Here is a 17,070-nt window from a genome sequence, read left to right as displayed (position 1 = left end):
TATGAGTCAAATAACACCATTGTTGATTCTCTATGTATTAATATGTATTTATTGCTAACATGGTGTCATGGCAACGACTCATCCTCTAAGAATCTCTTCTACTGTGGCAGCACGCAAGGGAATAGGATTCATTACGACTCAGGCTCAGGAACGCCCGGTGACTTTGACGAGCCACGGAAAGCCTGTTGCAGTTGTCATGAGCGCTGCCGAACGTGATGAACAGCGCCGGCTTCTACGCGAAGTTGAGTTGAAGGTGCTGAGCATGGCGGCCAACCTCGTCGCTGACCGTTCGGCAATGTTGACGACGGATCAGGCTCGGGAGAAGCTCCTTGCCTCCGATTGATGAGCTACCACAACAGCAAGCTGAAGTTGTATTCACCGAAGAAAGCATTGACTGGCTGATCGAAAACGTTGTAGCCCCGCAGCGGGAAAACGTGATGGACACGATCGTTTCGCTGTTCGCTGCTCCACAGGGCAAGCACCCTCTTTCAAATCAGAACAAGACAAACTTGGTCGGCTTCAACACGGTTGAGGCGGCGCAAAGAGAGTTCCGCATCATATATAGGGTGAGCGTGCGTGAAGGCGTTGGCCTGATTGAAGTCATAACAATCGGTCATCGACGTGACGATGAGGTGTATGTTTACGCGCACGACCTGATTCAATCCGGCAAACTCAGCGAAGCAGAACAAACCCAGATCTGGGATGCGCTGACGCTGATCGATGACACCAAGGCACGTGTCGGTTTGGAAGATTGGGACTATAAGGAGGAACCGGCTCCTGAAGGGCTCATTAAATCGGCTGTTGCTGCAGGGGCGCTCGACGAGGACTTCGCCAGAATACTGTCGAAGGACGAAATTGTCGTTGCCATGTCAGCGGCATGGGTAAACGGCGAAGTGAACCACGAAGCTGCCATTGCCGCAGCTCTTGGGCGCATCGCAACAAGCACTCGACCAGACCGCATCTTGGCGAGTAGGCGCGAGCCCAGATGCGGGGCAATCATGCCCAAGCTGAAAACACCGTGCATTCGTGTGAAGGGGCATGCTGGTGCCCATCGCGGACACAGGTAACCTGAACCAAACTTATCCGCATCCTGGGTCCTTTAGCATTCGGAACTTGATCATCGAATCGAAGCAATTGATCGCCACTCATGACAAAGAGCGGCGATCAATGAATTTAATACGGCAGATAAAATGTCTCGTTGGTCAGTTCATGCCAAATCGGAAGTTCGACCTGAGCGGTGAAATCCTCAAGGAATCGTTTTGGTGAAAGGATCCAGTAAATAACCTGTTTCACGGTTCTGCTGGCGTTTCCGCCAGCGGCACCGGGAAGTTCGTGACGACACCATGTTCGGTGCATTGCGCGGTCCGGGCCAGTAACGCCGCCACGATCTGTCGGTCCCGCGCCGGATCGTGCACGATTTTGCCTTCCTTGTTCGCGAAGTCGCGGTAGTCGATGACCAGCAGCGCCATCCCGTGTTGCGGAATCAACGCCGCCTTGCGGGCATCGTAGAGCGAGCGCTGCGGGCCGCGGAGCATGGCGGTGGAAGTCACCTTGCTGTCGAAGAACGGGACAGCTTCCGAATGCTGCCGCTCGTGGTACTCCACCACCAGGCCCAGCTCCTCGAAATAGCCATCAATCGGCAACGTCTTGCGTTTGCCGTTCTTCAGAGACGGGTCGCCCCGCAGCCAGTCAAAGGATTGCTGACCGATGCACGGCAGGCCCAATGTGTCGGAGCACAGCGCCAGCACATAGTGCTCATCGCGCTTTTCCGGTTTGGCCGGCACCGGGGATACTGCGGGTTACGGACGATAGGTCGGCGGTGCCGGGAAGCGGCGGTGGCTGCCCCACCCGAGTTCCCACCCCTCGGAATCATCGAAGTAGTCTGCATACGCCACCGGCAATTCGTCGAGTCGGGTGACCTGCGAGAGCAGCTGAGCGTACCAGCGCACGTAGTCCAGGTTTCCGGTCTCGCCCGGGGTGCTGCGTTGTAATGAGGGCATGGCTTCGAGGATTGCTTCTGCGACGCTGACCCGGCTGACATCCTCGGGCATCTGCACGTCGTGGTTGAAGACATTGGCCCCGGCGGTGCTGTAGACGCAGGATTCCTCAGAATTGAACGGGTCGCCGAATTTGTCCTCGGGGTTCCATTCGGTGACGTTGTGGATGACGATCCGCCACGCGGTGCCCGAGGCATTGATGCCGGGCAGGATCCGCAGCCCGAGGTAGCCCAGCCGGTGAAGCAGGCCGACTGCTTCCATGATTCTGAGGGGAAGTTGCGTGTCCACTGTGCTCCTTGCCGTGGGGGTGATGTCGTTACCACGATCATGCCATGGCGCACCGACATTTCAGCCTGGGTATCGGGCGGGCGCGAGACCGAGCTCGCCCAGGTGCCCGCACCAGAACACTCGGCCCGGGGCTAAATCGTAGGTGCCAGTCGATAGTATCGCCTGACATCACCAAAACAGGCAGGAGGAATCTCAATGCTGGTGTCAGTTCCACGTCCGCAGATGCCCGTTGCGCTCGAACCGGATGGTGTGCGGAGATTGGCCGGCGCACAGCGGCAGCCGCAGCCTTCACGGCTGATCGCCGTTCTCGAACGTTCAGCGTTCATTCGAGATGCCCACGGGAAGAAGCAGCAGTACGTTCCATTTGCGGAGCGGATTGTCGAGGAAAAGCACCTCGCCCAGCGAAGCGCGCATGGTCTCCACTTCTATTTTGCGCTGACACTGTGCGATTTCGTGAACCGTCCATTGCTGACTCTCACGGGTACTGCTGTCAACGGGGAATTGGACCAGGCCATCCTGCAGGCTATTGCGGAGTTCTCCGGTACCTCCAAGATTTCGCAGCCGTCATCGATCGACCTGTTGGTCCCGGACTATGACGACCTCGGAATGGCAGAATTATCGATGAATCCCGTTTTCTGCCTCAATCCGTCGTGGCAATTCGGGCTGGATCTGGGCGTTGCCAACGAGGCCAATAGCCAAGCGCTGGCCCCGCTGGTACAGGACTACACGGCGAAGCCTTCAGTCATAGCCTATACAGACGGTTCGGTGCCGCGGAACAGGAAGTTCCGCGGCGCTGGAGCGATGGTGACCTCGCAAGGACATTGGGCCTGCGCAATTTCGCCGAAGCACTACGTCCAGGACACCCTGCTGGCAGAAACCACAGGCGCCCTGCTGACGCTGACCCACGCCCCGCTCGATTCGGACCTGACTATTTTCAGCGACAGCCGTGCCCTGGTGAAAGCGGTCAATGATCTTGTGCAAGGACGGCGGCGCACTGTGAAAGTCCATCATGAGCTGCGCGAGAGTCTAGAACTTCGTACCGGGCGCACCCGCGCCCACTGGGTTCGCGGACACGATGGAAATCGGCACAACGAAGCGGCCAACCGGATGGCCATCCTGATGTCGCGGCATTTCAGCGCCCGGATCAATCCGCAACTGACACAGTCGATGATGACCCAGATTGTGCGCGAGGAACTGTCCCAGCAGGCACTCGCGGCATGAAACATGCCGCGGCCTGCGGCCGGGGCCCATGAGCAGGTGAGCTACCCCGCCAGCTCGGTGCAGCACCCGGCCGCTACAGCCCGCGGCCGGCCTCCCAGAGATTGTCCGAGGTGCCGGTTAGCAGCGAATTCAACGAGACGGCTTGGGCATCGGTGAAGGAAGCAATGTAATCAACGATGGCCCGGGCCTGGCCCAGCCGCTGGATTTCATGCGGGCCGGACTGCGAGAACAGCTCTGGGGTGCTCTCGCGCAGCTGGCGGTATTCCTCGGTGGTGGCTTCCACCGAGTCCAGCAACCGTCGCGGTGCACGCCCTGCATCCTCCGGATCGTTGAGCCAGGTGTTGAAGCCTTCTGCCAGGGAACGGATAATTCGCGTTTGCCCGCGCTGGTATACCGCCAGATCTGAACGGTCCAAGACGAAGCGGGAATGGACAAACTTGAGTACCACGACGTCATGCCACGCTTCATCGCTCAAGCGGATATGGCCGCTGCGCACGTTAGGCGTGCGTTCAACGGTGATGGATTCCTGCAATCGGTCAATCCATCGCCGGGTGAAGGCGGTAACCGCACGGTCTGCCTGCAGGCCGCCGTCGTAGGGAACTGCGAGCAAGCCATCGACGAGGTCATGGCCGACCCGTTGCACCGAGGCGCGGAATGCTTCAGATTTGGCAATCCAGGGATCCTTGGCCAGGACATGGCGCCACGTAATTTCCAGCGCATGGCCCGGTTGCCGTTGGTCCAGTTCCGGAGCCTTCAGGGCTTGGAAGCGGACGGAGTTGTCCAGCCACGCCCGCAGTTCAGCGGAGACGCTGGTGTATTGCAAAATGCCAGCTCGATAGAAATCATCGAGGTCATGAACCGCGTAAGCGATATCGTCTGCGATATCCATAACCGAGCTTTCCAGCGTCTGCTGGTATTTTCCGATGCCTGGGAAGACCGACAGGACATCGTCCATTTCCTCGGCCTCGATATCGTAGGCCGAATACTTCATGGCGCCAGCAGCCGGATTCGCGCCGACGCCGCGGGGGAGCAGCTCCGGGGCGACCGGGGCCTGGCTGCGCCATTCATTGCGCGTCCAGGGATATTTGAGCACAGCCGCGCGAACCGCGCGGGTCAGGTTCATGCCGCGCGGTGTGGCATCGCAGCTGTCCAGGGCGGTGAGGATCCGGAAGGTCTGTGCATTGCCTTCGAAACCATCAGGAAGCCCCAGAGTATCGCGGGCAACCCGGTCGAGTTCCTGCTCTCCCAGATGCCCGAAGGGAGGGTGGCCTAGATCGTGGGCCGCTGCCGCTGCTTGCACGACTACCGGGTCGCACCCTCCCAAGTCGGAGATAAGTCGCCTAGTAGGTTCGTCACTACGCCGGAGGCTGATGGCAATGGAACGCGCCACCGCGGAGACCTTAAGCGAATGGGTCAACCGGTTATGGACCAGGGTCCCTGAACCAGCCTGGGGAATCACCTGCGTCACCGAGGACAAGCGGGAGAAATATGGGGAGAAGCGGATGCGCTCAATATCAATGCGGAACTCATCCTCACCGGTGCGATTCCGCTCGACGATAGCGCGGTCGCGGCCGCCGGTCTGATGTGTCTGTGCTCTAGTTTCCATCGTATGACTAGCCTAGGCGAAAGGCCGCGAGATACCACGGGATTGTCATGCGAGTTCTATAGCGGAACTGCCTCTACCACCAATCCTATCCGCGGGTTCCTACTGAAATAAGGCGCCTAATGAGGGCAATAAGATCAACGAACGAGATTCAGTGGTGTCTGACCCGAAGAAAGCAACTGAACCTGTCGAGTTGCTAGTTCTGAAACCAATTCCATGAACTGTCCTGTATTACCAGCCATATGCGGGGTGATGATGCATCCCGGGGCGTTCCACAGCGCGTGGCCAACCGGCAGCGGTTCTGGGTCGGTAACGTCCAATGCAGCACGCAGTCGCCCGGTCTCCAGCTCTTTAATCAGAGCTGCCGTGGCAATGATTGGTCCTCGCCCAACATTGACCAATAGAGCACCGTCGCGCATCCGATCCATGAACTCCTTGCCAATCAGTCCTTGGGTTTGGGGCGTATGGGGCAAGGCGCAGATGACTATTTCCGCTGAGGGCAATAGCTGATGCACGTTTTCAATGGAGACAACGTCGATCCCGCCGTTGATGGTGCGCGCTGTGCTGGCAACTCCCGTGATCTTTGCAGGCTTGAATGGCTTGAGTCGTTCGATGATGGCTGTGCCCACGCCTCCAACGCCAAGTACTACAACATTCGATCCTTGCAGTGATGAGGTCCAAAGCCGCGACCAGGATTCTTCCTTCTGGAGCTGATGAGCCCTGGGAAGTTCGCGCAGTGAAGCAAGAATCAATGCCAGGCAATGCTCCGCAGTTGAGTCTTCAACTGCGCCCTTGGAGTTTGAGAGCGCCACATCCCCGGGCAAATGGTCCAGCACCCATTCGTAGCCGATGGATAGCAAATGGACGTGCTTCAATCCAGCAATTCTGCCCACCCTCATTCGGTGCGATGGATCCAGCGGTCGCTCGGTAACGAGCACATCAGCCGCTGGAGGCTCGCCATCGTTGATATTCCACAAGACGGGTTCGACCCCGGGAATCTGCATGCTGTCGACCAAGCTCTGCCACGGAACTAATACACGCAAACTATGAATCCAATCGTGAGATGAGATATTGCCGGGGTGGCCCGGGCTTTGAATTCCACCGTACCAAGGCGCTGGATGAAATGATCAGTTCCGCGTCCAACCTGATTTAGAAGGCGGATCATTTCACGGAATCATTTTTCCGAGAACTTGGCCCTGCGTCTAAACTGGCAATATGACTCAGAGTGTGAAGAAAACTCGGCAGGCCGGACTGGGAATGACTACAGGAGCAATGTTCATTGCCTAGACCTTGGGCCTTGTCGGAGTAGTCATGCTGATTCTTGGAGGAGCGACTGCAGCGACGCTGCTTATTCTCGCGGCAGCCATTTTGCAAGCCGGCGCCATGATTGCCGAAGCGATTTACCGCTCCAGAAGCTAGCGCTCAGCAGCACCATCCGCGTAGTGCCGTACCGGACCTAGGATCAGCCTTCTGGATCCTGCTCAAGTTCTGCAACGAATCGAGCCAAGCGGGCAGTCCTCGTTTTCTCCGTTCGGGCAATCATCAGCTGATGCAGGATGTGATAGCGCGGTTGGGATTTCAAGGCCGCAAAGTTCTTGGCCGCCACGGTCGAGCGATCCAGCGCTTCTTGCAAATCCGGAGGAACTTGGGCGGTGGCCTGGCCTTGGTAAGCACGCTCCCACCGTCCATCTTCCTTGGCCTTCTGGATTTCCGCGAAGCCTCGTGGCCGCATGCGGCCTTGATCAATTAATTCCTGGGCGAATTCAGTGTTCTTCTGCGACCAGACAGAGTTCTTCCGGCGGGGAGTGTAGCGCTGGAGGAAGGTCGTGTCATCGCGCTTGCGGCGGATTGCATCGATCCATCCGCTGCAGAGCGCCTCGGGCAATGCTTGTGCGACAGTGAGCGAGGTTGGAGAAGTCGTTCCCTTCTTTGCCACTACCAGCCAAACGCCATCGCTGGTTTCTTCGTGTTCGTCGAGCCAAGCGCGCCAAGCGGTGGCATCAGGAAGAATCAAAGCATCTTGTGGATCCATGGAATCTATCCTGCACCTCGTTGCCCATAGTTGCTAGAGCCTGGACTCGCCGTCGGGATGGTGCCTGCCATTGCTTGCCCGAAGCACGGCGGGACGTGGCCGGAGACCGTGGAGCAATTTCCTGCTCCGGAACATCATGAAATGACCCGTCACGAATCGTGGCGAAGAGCGCGGCCAGCCATCGGCCGGCCATAGCGATGAGGGCTCGATGGCGGCATTTTCCCTGCACCAGTTTGTCCCCGCAGGCCTGGTCATCGCCAAGCCCAGCATCAATGCCGGCAGGCTACGTGGAGCTGGCCACCCCATGGCTGTGCGCCAGCGCGACAGCTTGGGCGCGGGAGCTGACGCCCATCTTCTTGAAGAGATTGCGCACGTGGAATTTCACCGTGTTCTCGCTGATCCCCAGCGCCTGCGAAATAGCCCGGTTGCGCTGCCCCGCTGCCAGGAGCTGCAGGACCTCGAATTCCCGGCCGCCCAGGCTCCATTCGGCGATGTCCGCCGCGTCTGACGGCGGGGCGTCCAGCGGGAGCCTCACCGAGACTTCCGTGCCCCATCCGCCCATGACCTCGATCTCGATCAGCCCGTTCAATGCCTCCACGCGCCGCACGAGGCGGTCCATGGCCGCCGCGGAGGGATCGATGCCGCCGCGTGCATCGTCGCGGACGTTGATCAGCAAATTCTCACCGTCGCAGTCCCACTGCACCCGGATCCGCTGGATGTCTTCCTGCTCCATCATCGCCAGGGCCAGTCCGCGCACGATGGCCCGGGCGGCATGGGCCACCTCGCCGGGCAATGCCCTGCCGTTCTTGGGCGGCTCGACGAATTGCAGGTCCACGCCGCTCAAAGTGGTCAAGGGGCGCAGGTCATCGCGCAAGCGGGTGAAAGCCGAAGCAACCGGTTCCTCCACGATGCTATTGGTGCGGTCATCCACGGTCTTGAGCCCAACCAGGGTCTTGGCCGCAAGATCGATGGCGGCAACGCGCGCGGCCGCATCGTCCAATTGCGTGGAGCGCAAGGTCGCCAGCAGGATATCGAGGCTCGTCGCATACTGTTCCACCAGCTCGCCGGTGACCCGGACCCGCTCTGCCGAGACCGCGCGCGATTCGCGCAGATAGGACGGAGGGGCATCGGCCACCTTCTCGCGGATCCGGTTGGCGGCCAGATTCCACAGGTATCCGATCATCTCGGGCTGGCCACCGGCGGGGCGGGGCTCGATGAGCACCAGCAGCGCATTGCTGGGCGGGTAGCGCAGGGCGAGAATCTCCCGCGGAGCACCGCCGATCTCGGCACGCTCGCTCCAGCGGTTCTCACCGGGATGGGAACCGCGGATCCGATCCAGTTCCGCAATGCCTACCAGATCCGTGATGCGCTGGTCGCCGGCAAGCTTCCTGGGCCTATCGGTGCACTCCTCGGTGAAAATGGCCAGGGCCGCGCAACGGATTTCCGGAGCCAAGGCATCACGCAGGCGAACGGCGATCTGCGGCAGCGCAGCCGTGGCCAGCAGCGCGATCGATTCGAGCACCCCTGGTGCCGGTGCGGCAGCTTGCAGGCCAGGGGCGAAAGAGGAGTCCAGAATGCTCATGCAGGCCAGTGTATCGCAGCTCAGGGGACCAGCCACTATCCGAAAGGATAGGTTCAACTGCCTGTAAATGGCGTAGCGGCCACCCCTTTCTGGCCGGAGAATTGACTCATGCCCATCAAAGCCTATCCGTTCCGCCGGGAGGCGCTGTCGAAAGGAATGGCATGAACACCATGGCCGAACCCCTCGCCGAAGCGATATCCCAGCAGGACGTGCTGGACACAATGAACCTGGTCCACTCGGAGATCGAGGCAACCGTGCGGGGCGTGAAGCCGCGGCAGGTCATCGAGCTCGCAGCGCAGCTGCGCGCTGCGCCGAGGGTGTTCGTCGCCGGCGCCGGACGCAGCGGGCTGGCCCTGCGCATGGCGGCGATGCGCCTGATGCATCTGGGCCTGGCCGTGCACGTCGCCGGGGATGCCACCACGCCGGCCATCAGCGAGGGGGACCTGTTGCTCGTGGCCTCCGGATCCGGAACCACCGCGGGCGTGGTACAGAGCGTCCGCACCGCCCAACGGGCAGGCGCCCAGATCGCGGCCATCACCACCGATCCATCCAGCCCCATCGGGTCAGCCGCCCACGTTCTCGTAGAAGTCCCGGCCGCCGGGAAAACGGACCACGGATCGTCCATCACCCGCCAATACTCCGGCAGCCTGTTCGAGCAGGCGCTGTTCCTGATCACCGAAATCGTGTTCCACACGCTCTGGAGCGCGGATGACGCCACCGCGCAGCAGCTGTGGCAGCGCCACGCGAACCTGGAGTAGACCGGCACTTTGGCGCCAATACCAACCCACCACCAATAACCTCTGAAAGGGAACATCATGAAAATCCAAGTTGCCATCGATCTGCTCAGCACCGCCGAAGCGCTGGAGCTGGCTGGAAAAGTCGCCCCGTATGTGGACATCATCGAGCTGGGCACACCGCTGATCAAGGCAGAGGGGCTGTCGGTGATCACCGCCATCAAGCAGGCCCACCCGGACAAGACCGTCTTCGCGGACATGAAGACCATGGACGCCGGGGAACTGGAAGCGGATATCGCTTTCGCCGCTGGCGCGGATCTGGTCTCCATCCTCGGGGCCGCCGATAATTCCACGATCGCCGGCGCGGTCAAGGCCGCCACCGAGCGCGGCAAGGGCATCGTCGTGGATCTGATCGGCATCGCTGACAAGCCAGCCCGGGCCCGCGAAGTTGCTGCGCTGGGCGTCCAGTTTGTCGAATTCCATGCTGGACTGGACGAGCAGGCGCAGCCGGGCTACGACCTGGATGTGCTGCTGAGCGCTGGCACGGCATCCCAGGTGCCGTTCTCGGTAGCTGGCGGCGTTAGCATCAGCACGATCGCCAACGTCCAGAAGTCCGGCGCGCAGGTAGCCGTAGCTGGCGGGGCCATCTACTCCGCCGCCGACCCGGCGCAGGCAGCCAAGGAACTGCAGGCCGCACTGGTCTAGACGCAGTTCCCCGTGGGGTTGTGAATGTGATCTGACGGAGCAAGGCCACCGATCCTAGTGTCCACAATGTCCCGGGGAACTCCAGTTAGCAGGACCCTGGCCAACGACTGCTCGGACAGTTCTGGGAAAGCCTGGCTCCAGGCAATGGCTCTGCTGGTCAGAACCATTGGCGACCCCACCGAGAGTAGCCAATAGTCGACATCGTGCACATTGAGATTGGGCGCTAAAGCACTCCAGAGGCCAGGACAATATTCCGGCCTCTGGAGTGCAGGAATGAGTTCCGGGGACTAATAGAGTTTGTTAGCTCCACCATCTGCCATGAGAGTTTGGCCGGTGACGTACTTGGCGTCATCCGAGAGCAGGAAGGCGACCACCGGTGCGACGTCGGCTTCCGGATCGCCGAAACGGCCCAGCGGAACCTTGGCCAGCGACTGCTTGTACAGGTCAGGGAAGGCCTCGCTCCAGGCCTTGACGCCGTCGGTCAGCGCCATAGGGGAGGCCAGTACACCCGATAAGTAAATAACCGGCTAAGTGAGGGGCAACCAAGCCCCTCACTTAGCCATATCCCCAGCACACCAAGGACAATAAAACCTATGACTAGCGATCCCAGCATCTGGGAAAGAAACCTGCAAGCGGACACTGAGCGGTTGCAGAAATCGGGCGCGGCGGCCTCCGCCGCCAGATCCCCCGGCCGCCGCGCTCAAACCTCACCCCCGGTACCGAACCCCTGGGACGTTTTCACTCACCAGGGCAAACCCTATCGAGTGATGCGGCTACAGCCCGGAGACTACCCAGGCCACCCCATCCAGCCACATCAAGCCGTAACCGCTCTCATTCATACGCCCACCGGAACCCCACAAATTCACGGACAGGCCACCGCCCGCACCCCGCACTTAGTGCACGTGGTCTGGGAGGACGAGAAAGGGGAGACCTACGGGACGTGGCTGCCGCACTTGTCGGTCACGTTCGATAATCTTCCTCCGTACCCCACCACCGAAGGACAGCAACCATGACTCGCAACGCCTCAGAGATTTTCGATGATCTCAAAGCCCTGGCCAACGAGCTGGAAGACCTCGCCGCTACCGGACGCATCACCATGAGCACCGACTCGTGGAACAAGGACTATCCCGACACGAAACAAGCCGTCGCCCAAGCCCTGGCAACGCTACAGGTCGCGATCAACGCGACCTGCTGGATGGAAACCCTACCCGAAGCCGAATCAACCGCGACGAAACCAGGGCATCGCGGTTATGCCTCCTGCCCACCTGTGCACAGCAAAAGCCCAATCGCTGCGCTGCTTTTCCTGCACCCACGTGGACAGCAGGAACCAAACGACCTCCCGCACACAAGCCACAAGCTGCGGTACCTGAGTTCTCCTTCGACGGCGGATCGTGGCCCGTGCATGGCCTCTGATAAGCGAATATCACTTGCCAGGCCACGAGGAACACCTATCATGGGCACATCATCTTAAAGGAGTAAGACCACGTGGAGGTATCAGAGTTAACCCTTGGCGCTGCTGGGGTTCGTATGATGCTAACTGTGAGAAAGCTCTAACAATGACAGTTCGTGGCGAAAAAAGATCCTTGGGTCCATCGCAATCGTAACCTGTCGGAATTCATTATCAGAGATCTTCGCTACCGTAACTAGATTGTTTGCTTGGAGGACTTAGGATTATTCTATGGAGACATTTAAGCGTCAAAGGTATGTTGATTACCTAGTGAACGAACGTGGGTATGAAGCTCGCCTAACTCCGTGGGGAATCTATATCGAATATCCCAATTTTGACGATAATGGCACGGCGGTCGTCAAATGGAGGGTTACGGAAAATGAACTTGCCGGTTTGAACGGGATTAGAATGCCGCGAGGCTTTACCGGCGGCGAACAGTATGCGTTCTCGGAGTTGATAGCAGCTCTTCATACTTTCACTGGTTCACGGGGAACCATGTACGGGGCAAGTATGAGAATAGAAGCAGAAGACTGAGAAGGGCTATGGCGCACATGCGCCATAGCCCTTCTTGTTAGAACTTACCAGCGAAGCTTGATTATTTACCGCAAGCTCGGTTCACACTGTCGGGATGAGATGTGATGAGACGGGAATTTGTGGCTGAAACTGATGCCGTGACGCCGACTTTTTTTATGATCCGCCCACGGGAATCTCGAAGTTCATAAACCCCACCGTACCGAATAGTTTTATTGCCGCTTTGGTATTTCTTTAGGCATGACCATTTTAAGGCTTCGTTTGTTGCCCAATCCGCGAAGTCCCTCCAGTTCGCACCTAAGGATTCCGCCTGGTTGTTCCAGTCGTTCATGTGGCCAGCTTTGATATGCCGATAGCCCCAACCGATATTTTTACCTTTGACGACTTTGTTTGTGCCACAACGTAGATAGGCTGTACGTCCCGAGACTCCTTTAACCGTTTGCCTACTGAAAGTTCTGACGAGCTTTTCGTTCTTATCGAAAACGCCACAGGGTGACCAGTATGCTGCGGGTTGCGCGACCCCTAACTTCTGTTCAATGTTGTCAAAGTAGAACCGTTCTCCACTTTCCCCGACAGCATAGGCTGGGACTGCCTGTGTTTCTACGAAATTTTCTGGCTCCATCTGGGCTGCATTAGCTGGCGCGCTCAGCAACGAGCTACCTAGCAGAAGAGCGCCGAGAGCAATTGAAGTGATTTTTTTCAAAAGTTTCACCCATCGATCTGTTAGTTGCCTTAGTCAATCATATTGATCAGCTTATACTGAGCTTCAACATTTAATCCGTATTTGACGAGGTATTGAGCGCAATTAAAAAATTTTGAACAGTCGATGCTTTGAGTAGTGTAGATGATTCAAAAACGATCATTTATGGGAAATTAAAACCGCCCTCCGAGCTAGATGCTTGGGTGGCGGTTTCTGATGAATAACTTTTCCCGAAACTGGGTTCCGAAACCCAATGTCCCGAAATCGAACCTTGGGCGTTTTCGGGAGCGGTCCGAGACCTCCTGATGACAATCTGGAGGTCTCGGGGAAGCAGTCAGACGCGGTTGCTACCAGGCTGCGAGGCCTTTCATATTTCGAGCGTTGCTCGTTTCAGAGCGAGCGCTACTCCCCGAGCACTTTTCTAATTGCATCAAGCATTTCAGCAGCAGAGTTATCCCCATCCGCGAGCTCCAGTAGGTAGGTGTCTCCACTTTCCGTCGGGTCGAGGACCGACTGTACAACCTTACCCAGAGCCGAGTCTTTCAGGTATACCCGCACCTCTTCCCAAGCCCGTGGCTCTACGTTGTTGTCGATCGTGTCTCGAGGAAAGTATCCAAGACCTTGACCTGATAGCTTCTGCGCGACTTCAACGAGAACACGTGGACCTAGTTTCTTATAATCAAGTGCTTCACGTAACTCTTGAAGTGAAACAACCATAATCTGTTCTTCAAGCAAGTGATTTCGGAGATCTTCAATAGATTCAAACTCAGCCATGATGCAATTCCTTTCAAACTCTTTTCTCATAGAATATCATAGAGTTGTGAATAATCTGCTTTCTGATCGTCATCATATTCTAAAATTAGTTAATATGATGATCCGCGTTTTGACACACCTCGGGACACTGTCACTTATTGATTTTCAATATCGATTGCAACACTTAGAATAAGTAACTGGTTAAATTACAGATTGAGATCTAGTGGCACGAGGGTTTCAATGTGTCACTTAAACGAACGTATAAATTACAAAGGGGTTCAAGTATGCTGATCGGCTACATGCGAGTGTCGAAAGCAGACGGATCGCAAAATACCGACCTGCAACGCGACGCCCTTCTTAGTGCGGGGGTCGAAGAGCCGAACCTCTATGAAGATCATGCTTCTGGACGTAAAGACGATCGTCCTCAACTCGCAGCGTGTTTAAAAGGTATGCGTTCTGGCGACACTTTGCTGGTTTGGAAGTTAGATCGGCTAGGCCGAGACCTGCGACATTTGATAAACACGGTGCATGATCTGACTGAGCGGGGAATCGGCCTCAAAGTACTTACCGGCGAAGGCGCTGCCATCGATACGACGACAGCCTCTGGCAAACTCGTCTTCGGGATCTTCGCCGCTTTGGCCGAGTTTGAACGTGAGCTCATTTCTGAGCGCACTAAAGCAGGATTAGCCTCAGCCCGTGCCCGAGGCCATAGGGGCGGCCGGCCATTTAAAATGACGCCGGCCAAGGTGAGGTTGGCGATGGCGGCGATGGGTCAGCAAGAGACCAAAGTGGGCGCTTTATGTGAAGAGCTAGGGATTACCCGGCAAACGCTCTATCGTCACGTCTCACCTACCGGTGAGCTACGACCGGACGGGGCGAAACTACTAAATCGGAAGTAGAACTTCGGCTCGTTACTGAAATATCCACCACCCAAAAATTCTGCCTAATGCTCGTGATGGTTCAGCCTAGATAAACTCACCCTATGACGGAACAGATCGAAGCGGAGAAGCTTCGCAATTCGGAAAAACTAGTCTGCCGTGGTTGCGGCCGAAATTTCTATACACATCTTCGTAGCCAGGTCTACTGCTCGTACGAGTGTTCTTTCAGCACTGGGAGAATCAAGTCATTCTGTTATTACTGCAAAGAGCGGATACGTCCCATAGCTGAAGTCGGGACCGAGGAAGACTTTCTGGCTAGGTTGCTTGAACGCCCCACCAAGGCTGAAGAAAACGCGTTCTTGCTGAAGCACCACAGCTGCAAGAGGGATGCTCTCGAAGCGCAAAGTATTCCACCGATATGTTTCTGCAGTAAATGCACTCGTAACCGTGAGAGCTTGGGCATTAGCGTTAGCCGTTACAAGAACCTGAGCAGTCGGACACCTAAGCCCTCCCGAGACACTTCGTATATGAAGCACCGGGAAGAGGTCTACAAACGAGACGAATATATTTGTCAGCTTTGCGGGTATCCGGTCGACCCTTCAGCTCGTCCAATGGATGATGCTTATCCTCATCTTGATCATGGTGATGCAGTGTCGAATGGAGGGCAGAATGGTATCGACAACCTCTTTACTTCCCACAGGTTCTGCAACATAACGAAAGGAAACGATCCAGGGGCTTGGAGTTTCAGACTGTCTCTTGAAGACCTTGAAGGTCGGTTCGGGCACATTCAGCCGCCACCTCAGCAACCTTAGTTGGCTGTGTTCCATGGACGACTGTAATTTTCGAAGCTCGGGACGATTTAGAGGACTTTTGGGACTGTAACTCCAGCGTTCATAACCAACGCCGGTGTCGCTTATCTCGTAACCACTTGGGAGGCATGGTTGTAAGAATCAATGAATCCTGAGTTTCCAGGGTTTTTCGATCTTGCAGCAAGAGCAGGATGAGACGTCTTGCAACCTATGGGATGCAAGACGCCAACTCAAATCATCTTGCAGGTTTTTCGACGGAGCTTTCTGGAATTAGAATTTGCGCCATGGATTTAGTTAGGTCTCCGTTCATAGCCGAATGCAGCGGTGTATTTCCTTCAAGAGAGTCATGAGGAGACTGCCACCAATGGGCAGCCCCCCACGGGTCTTTTCGGACTTCGAGTCTCTGATTGATGTATTCGACAGCTGGGTTAATGCGCTTTTGATCGGGATCGAATTGGAAAAGCGGGAAATACGCTTGGCTTCCATTTTCTAGTTGCAACGCCAGAAGAGAACTTTGAGATCGAAGCGATCTGACCATGTTGTTAGCTTCTTTCCTCGAACCATGAGGCGAGATAAGGAGTCCTACTTCGCTGCTTTGTATGCACTCGAATTTATTTCGAAGCTTCCTTCGTTGCGAAAGCACGGGATCGACCTTCGGCCGGTATTGGGGGTCCCAGATACGTTCGGCTTCCCAATTATCAGGAAAACCCATGCGCGCCGGTTCTGCGACTTGGGAGCTCTGAATGATGAACTCTCGAACATCTTGACGCCATGTTGCTTCAGGACAAGAGCGAATAAGGATGTGGGCTATTACAGCGAGGGAGGCGTAGATTCGGTCTCTAGATACGGACGCATGTTTTAGATCGGGAATTTCGTCAAGTTCTGTTCCTTGAACAGTTATATTCTTGTTCCATAACCTTGCGTGATGAGCACACGTATTTCTGATGAAATTGAGATTCTTCATCCACGACGCTAAAGAGGTTCCGTCACCTCTGGCTTGAACTTCGAAACCGAGAGACTCTGCTATCTGATCTCGATGATTCTGTTTCAAACCTCCGTAGAGTGTCGAGATGCCGCCGAAATCTAATATTTCCGTTACAACCCATACGGGTAGAGCGCCCCCGTAGTTCGACTTGAAATGTTTTACAAATTCTTCTTTCGAGTCATTTTCTTGCCTTCGGACCTTCGAAAGCCATTTGGCATGCTCGCTAGTGAGCCATCCTTCACGCTCTAACGGATCTTCCACATCGGTTACCCCAGTAAAAGCGCTGCTTAGTCTGGTTTGATCACAATGCGCATATGCGTGACCTTCACCTAAAACATGGCCCACTTGGAACCGCATGGCAACTTCGATACGTTCTAGCCCGTCCAACACTAGAAGTTTGAGTTTTCGGTCCATCTCGTAGAGATGGATGACGTTTTTGAAATTAGTGTTGGGTTTGAAGATGCTCGATCTGGGCAGTAATGGGAACTTGGGATCTGGTGAGGGCCCAAGAATCTCCCGTCTGTACGGGTACCAATACCCACTTAAACGGTAGTAACCGATATTTTGTAGGTTCTGCGCAGCCGTAGCTTCGTCATCGATGTGCATTCCACGAGAACTAAGTATTTCTATTTGCTCGGAGACGGTCTTAAAGGGTTTCTTGTAAGAAGAGGTCATTTTAAAGAGAACTGGCCATCCCTTCCATGCGGAAGTGGATGGCTAGCCATGTTGATGTCAAATTTACACGGGGAGGTTCCATATTGTCAATATATCTGAGACGGAGTGCTTGGTCACCTGCCTTTAACGG

At 56.4% G+C, this 17,070-nt stretch carries 19 protein-coding genes and 1 pseudogene; 9 read left to right on the top strand and 11 right to left on the bottom strand.

The window, feature by feature from the left end:
• Positions 1–67: 67 nt before the first annotated feature.
• Both EDF61_RS02655 and EDF61_RS02650 read left to right on the top strand, forming a co-directional pair.
• A complete protein-coding gene (locus EDF61_RS02655; protein WP_102598330.1) occupies positions 68–343 on the top strand; it encodes a type II toxin-antitoxin system prevent-host-death family antitoxin in 276 nt (91 codons plus the stop codon).
• Positions 330–1,067, top strand: coding sequence for a type II toxin-antitoxin system RelE family toxin (locus EDF61_RS02650; protein ID WP_133833174.1), 738 nt, complete (start codon positions 330–332; stop codon positions 1,065–1,067). The genes EDF61_RS02655 and EDF61_RS02650 overlap by 14 nt, the downstream gene beginning before the upstream one ends.
• A gap of 222 nt (positions 1,068–1,289) precedes the next feature.
• Here the strand turns inward: EDF61_RS02650 and EDF61_RS02645 are convergent, their stop codons facing one another.
• Positions 1,290–1,784, bottom strand: a complete 495-nt coding sequence (locus EDF61_RS02645) for a hypothetical protein (RefSeq protein WP_208294215.1) — start codon at positions 1,782–1,784, stop codon at positions 1,290–1,292.
• 15 nt (positions 1,785–1,799) lie between these two features.
• Positions 1,800–2,285 (bottom strand): hypothetical protein, encoded by a 486-nt coding sequence (locus EDF61_RS02640; protein ID WP_133833173.1) that lies wholly within the window; start codon positions 2,283–2,285, stop codon positions 1,800–1,802.
• A gap of 201 nt (positions 2,286–2,486) precedes the next feature.
• Here EDF61_RS02640 and EDF61_RS02635 point away from each other — a divergent pair, with 201 nt between their 5' ends.
• The gene (locus EDF61_RS02635) at positions 2,487–3,506 is read left to right on the top strand and encodes an RNase H family protein (protein ID WP_166650677.1); all 1,020 of its coding nucleotides are present in this window, start codon (positions 2,487–2,489) and stop codon (positions 3,504–3,506) included.
• Positions 3,507–3,579: 73 nt separating this feature from the next.
• Here EDF61_RS02635 and EDF61_RS02630 read toward each other — a convergent pair whose 3' ends face one another.
• The 5 genes and pseudogenes from EDF61_RS02630 to EDF61_RS02615 all read right to left on the bottom strand — a co-directional run bounded on the left by EDF61_RS02630 (position 3,580) and on the right by EDF61_RS02615 (position 8,723).
• Positions 3,580–5,112, bottom strand: coding sequence for a deoxyguanosinetriphosphate triphosphohydrolase family protein (locus tag EDF61_RS02630; RefSeq protein ID WP_013348031.1), 1,533 nt, complete (start codon positions 5,110–5,112; stop codon positions 3,580–3,582).
• A 134-nt stretch (positions 5,113–5,246) separates the two neighbouring features.
• Positions 5,247–5,969, bottom strand: a complete 723-nt coding sequence (locus EDF61_RS02625) for an NAD(P)-dependent oxidoreductase (RefSeq protein ID WP_166650676.1) — start codon at positions 5,967–5,969, stop codon at positions 5,247–5,249.
• A 602-nt stretch (positions 5,970–6,571) separates the two neighbouring features.
• A complete protein-coding gene (locus EDF61_RS02620) occupies positions 6,572–7,141 on the bottom strand; it encodes a YdeI/OmpD-associated family protein (RefSeq protein WP_133833170.1) in 570 nt (189 codons plus the stop codon).
• Positions 7,142–7,253: 112 nt separating this feature from the next.
• Positions 7,254–7,376, bottom strand: a pseudogene (locus tag EDF61_RS19245) (IS110 family transposase); the annotation flags it as partial.
• A gap of 48 nt (positions 7,377–7,424) precedes the next feature.
• Positions 7,425–8,723 carry a helix-turn-helix transcriptional regulator gene (locus EDF61_RS02615; protein WP_133833169.1) on the bottom strand — a complete coding sequence of 433 codons (1,299 nt, stop codon included), beginning with the start codon at positions 8,721–8,723 and terminating at the stop codon, positions 7,425–7,427.
• A gap of 161 nt (positions 8,724–8,884) precedes the next feature.
• Here EDF61_RS02615 and hxlB point away from each other — a divergent pair, with 161 nt between their 5' ends.
• Positions 8,885–9,481, top strand: coding sequence for a 6-phospho-3-hexuloisomerase (gene hxlB / locus EDF61_RS02610; protein ID WP_208294214.1), 597 nt, complete (start codon positions 8,885–8,887; stop codon positions 9,479–9,481).
• A 57-nt stretch (positions 9,482–9,538) separates the two neighbouring features.
• Positions 9,539–10,162, top strand: coding sequence for a 3-hexulose-6-phosphate synthase (gene hxlA, locus EDF61_RS02605; RefSeq protein ID WP_133833168.1), 624 nt, complete (start codon positions 9,539–9,541; stop codon positions 10,160–10,162).
• Between the two features lie 287 nt (positions 10,163–10,449).
• On the opposite strand, the gene EDF61_RS02600 is transcribed toward hxlA, so the two are convergent.
• Positions 10,450–10,653 carry an SDR family oxidoreductase gene (locus EDF61_RS02600; RefSeq protein WP_041648428.1) on the bottom strand — a complete coding sequence of 68 codons (204 nt, stop codon included), beginning with the start codon at positions 10,651–10,653 and terminating at the stop codon, positions 10,450–10,452.
• Positions 10,654–11,171: 518 nt separating this feature from the next.
• On the opposite strand from EDF61_RS02600, the gene EDF61_RS19015 reads away from it, so the two are divergent.
• Together EDF61_RS19015 and EDF61_RS02590 are read left to right on the top strand one after the other, a co-directional pair.
• Positions 11,172–11,633, top strand: a complete 462-nt coding sequence (locus tag EDF61_RS19015; RefSeq protein WP_286172067.1) for a hypothetical protein — start codon at positions 11,172–11,174, stop codon at positions 11,631–11,633.
• Between the two features lie 207 nt (positions 11,634–11,840).
• Positions 11,841–12,143 (top strand): hypothetical protein, encoded by a 303-nt coding sequence (locus tag EDF61_RS02590; RefSeq protein WP_013350251.1) that lies wholly within the window; start codon positions 11,841–11,843, stop codon positions 12,141–12,143.
• Positions 12,144–12,204: 61 nt separating this feature from the next.
• Here EDF61_RS02590 and EDF61_RS02585 read toward each other — a convergent pair whose 3' ends face one another.
• Both EDF61_RS02585 and EDF61_RS02580 read right to left on the bottom strand, forming a co-directional pair.
• Entirely contained in the window at positions 12,205–12,852 is a 648-nt protein-coding gene (locus tag EDF61_RS02585) for a hypothetical protein (protein ID WP_096257432.1), read from the bottom strand.
• Positions 12,853–13,242: 390 nt separating this feature from the next.
• Positions 13,243–13,614, bottom strand: a complete 372-nt coding sequence (locus tag EDF61_RS02580) for a hypothetical protein (RefSeq protein WP_133833167.1) — start codon at positions 13,612–13,614, stop codon at positions 13,243–13,245.
• 263 nt (positions 13,615–13,877) lie between these two features.
• On the opposite strand from EDF61_RS02580, the gene EDF61_RS02575 reads away from it, so the two are divergent.
• Positions 13,878–14,492, top strand: coding sequence for a recombinase family protein (locus tag EDF61_RS02575; protein WP_133833166.1), 615 nt, complete (start codon positions 13,878–13,880; stop codon positions 14,490–14,492).
• An 83-nt stretch (positions 14,493–14,575) separates the two neighbouring features.
• Complete coding sequence (locus EDF61_RS19145; protein ID WP_133833165.1) at positions 14,576–15,283, top strand: HNH endonuclease; 708 nt, start codon at positions 14,576–14,578, stop codon at positions 15,281–15,283.
• Positions 15,284–15,515: 232 nt separating this feature from the next.
• On the opposite strand, the gene EDF61_RS02565 is transcribed toward EDF61_RS19145, so the two are convergent.
• Positions 15,516–16,940, bottom strand: coding sequence for an Abi family protein (locus EDF61_RS02565; protein ID WP_133833164.1), 1,425 nt, complete (start codon positions 16,938–16,940; stop codon positions 15,516–15,518).
• Positions 16,941–17,070: the final 130 nt, after the last annotated feature.

This window comes from Arthrobacter sp. JUb115 (assembly GCF_004365035.1).
Classification (GTDB): domain Bacteria; phylum Actinomycetota; class Actinomycetes; order Actinomycetales; family Micrococcaceae; genus Glutamicibacter.
The sequence above is the reverse complement of the archived record's forward strand: the minus strand, read 5'-3'. Positions and strand labels throughout refer to the sequence as shown.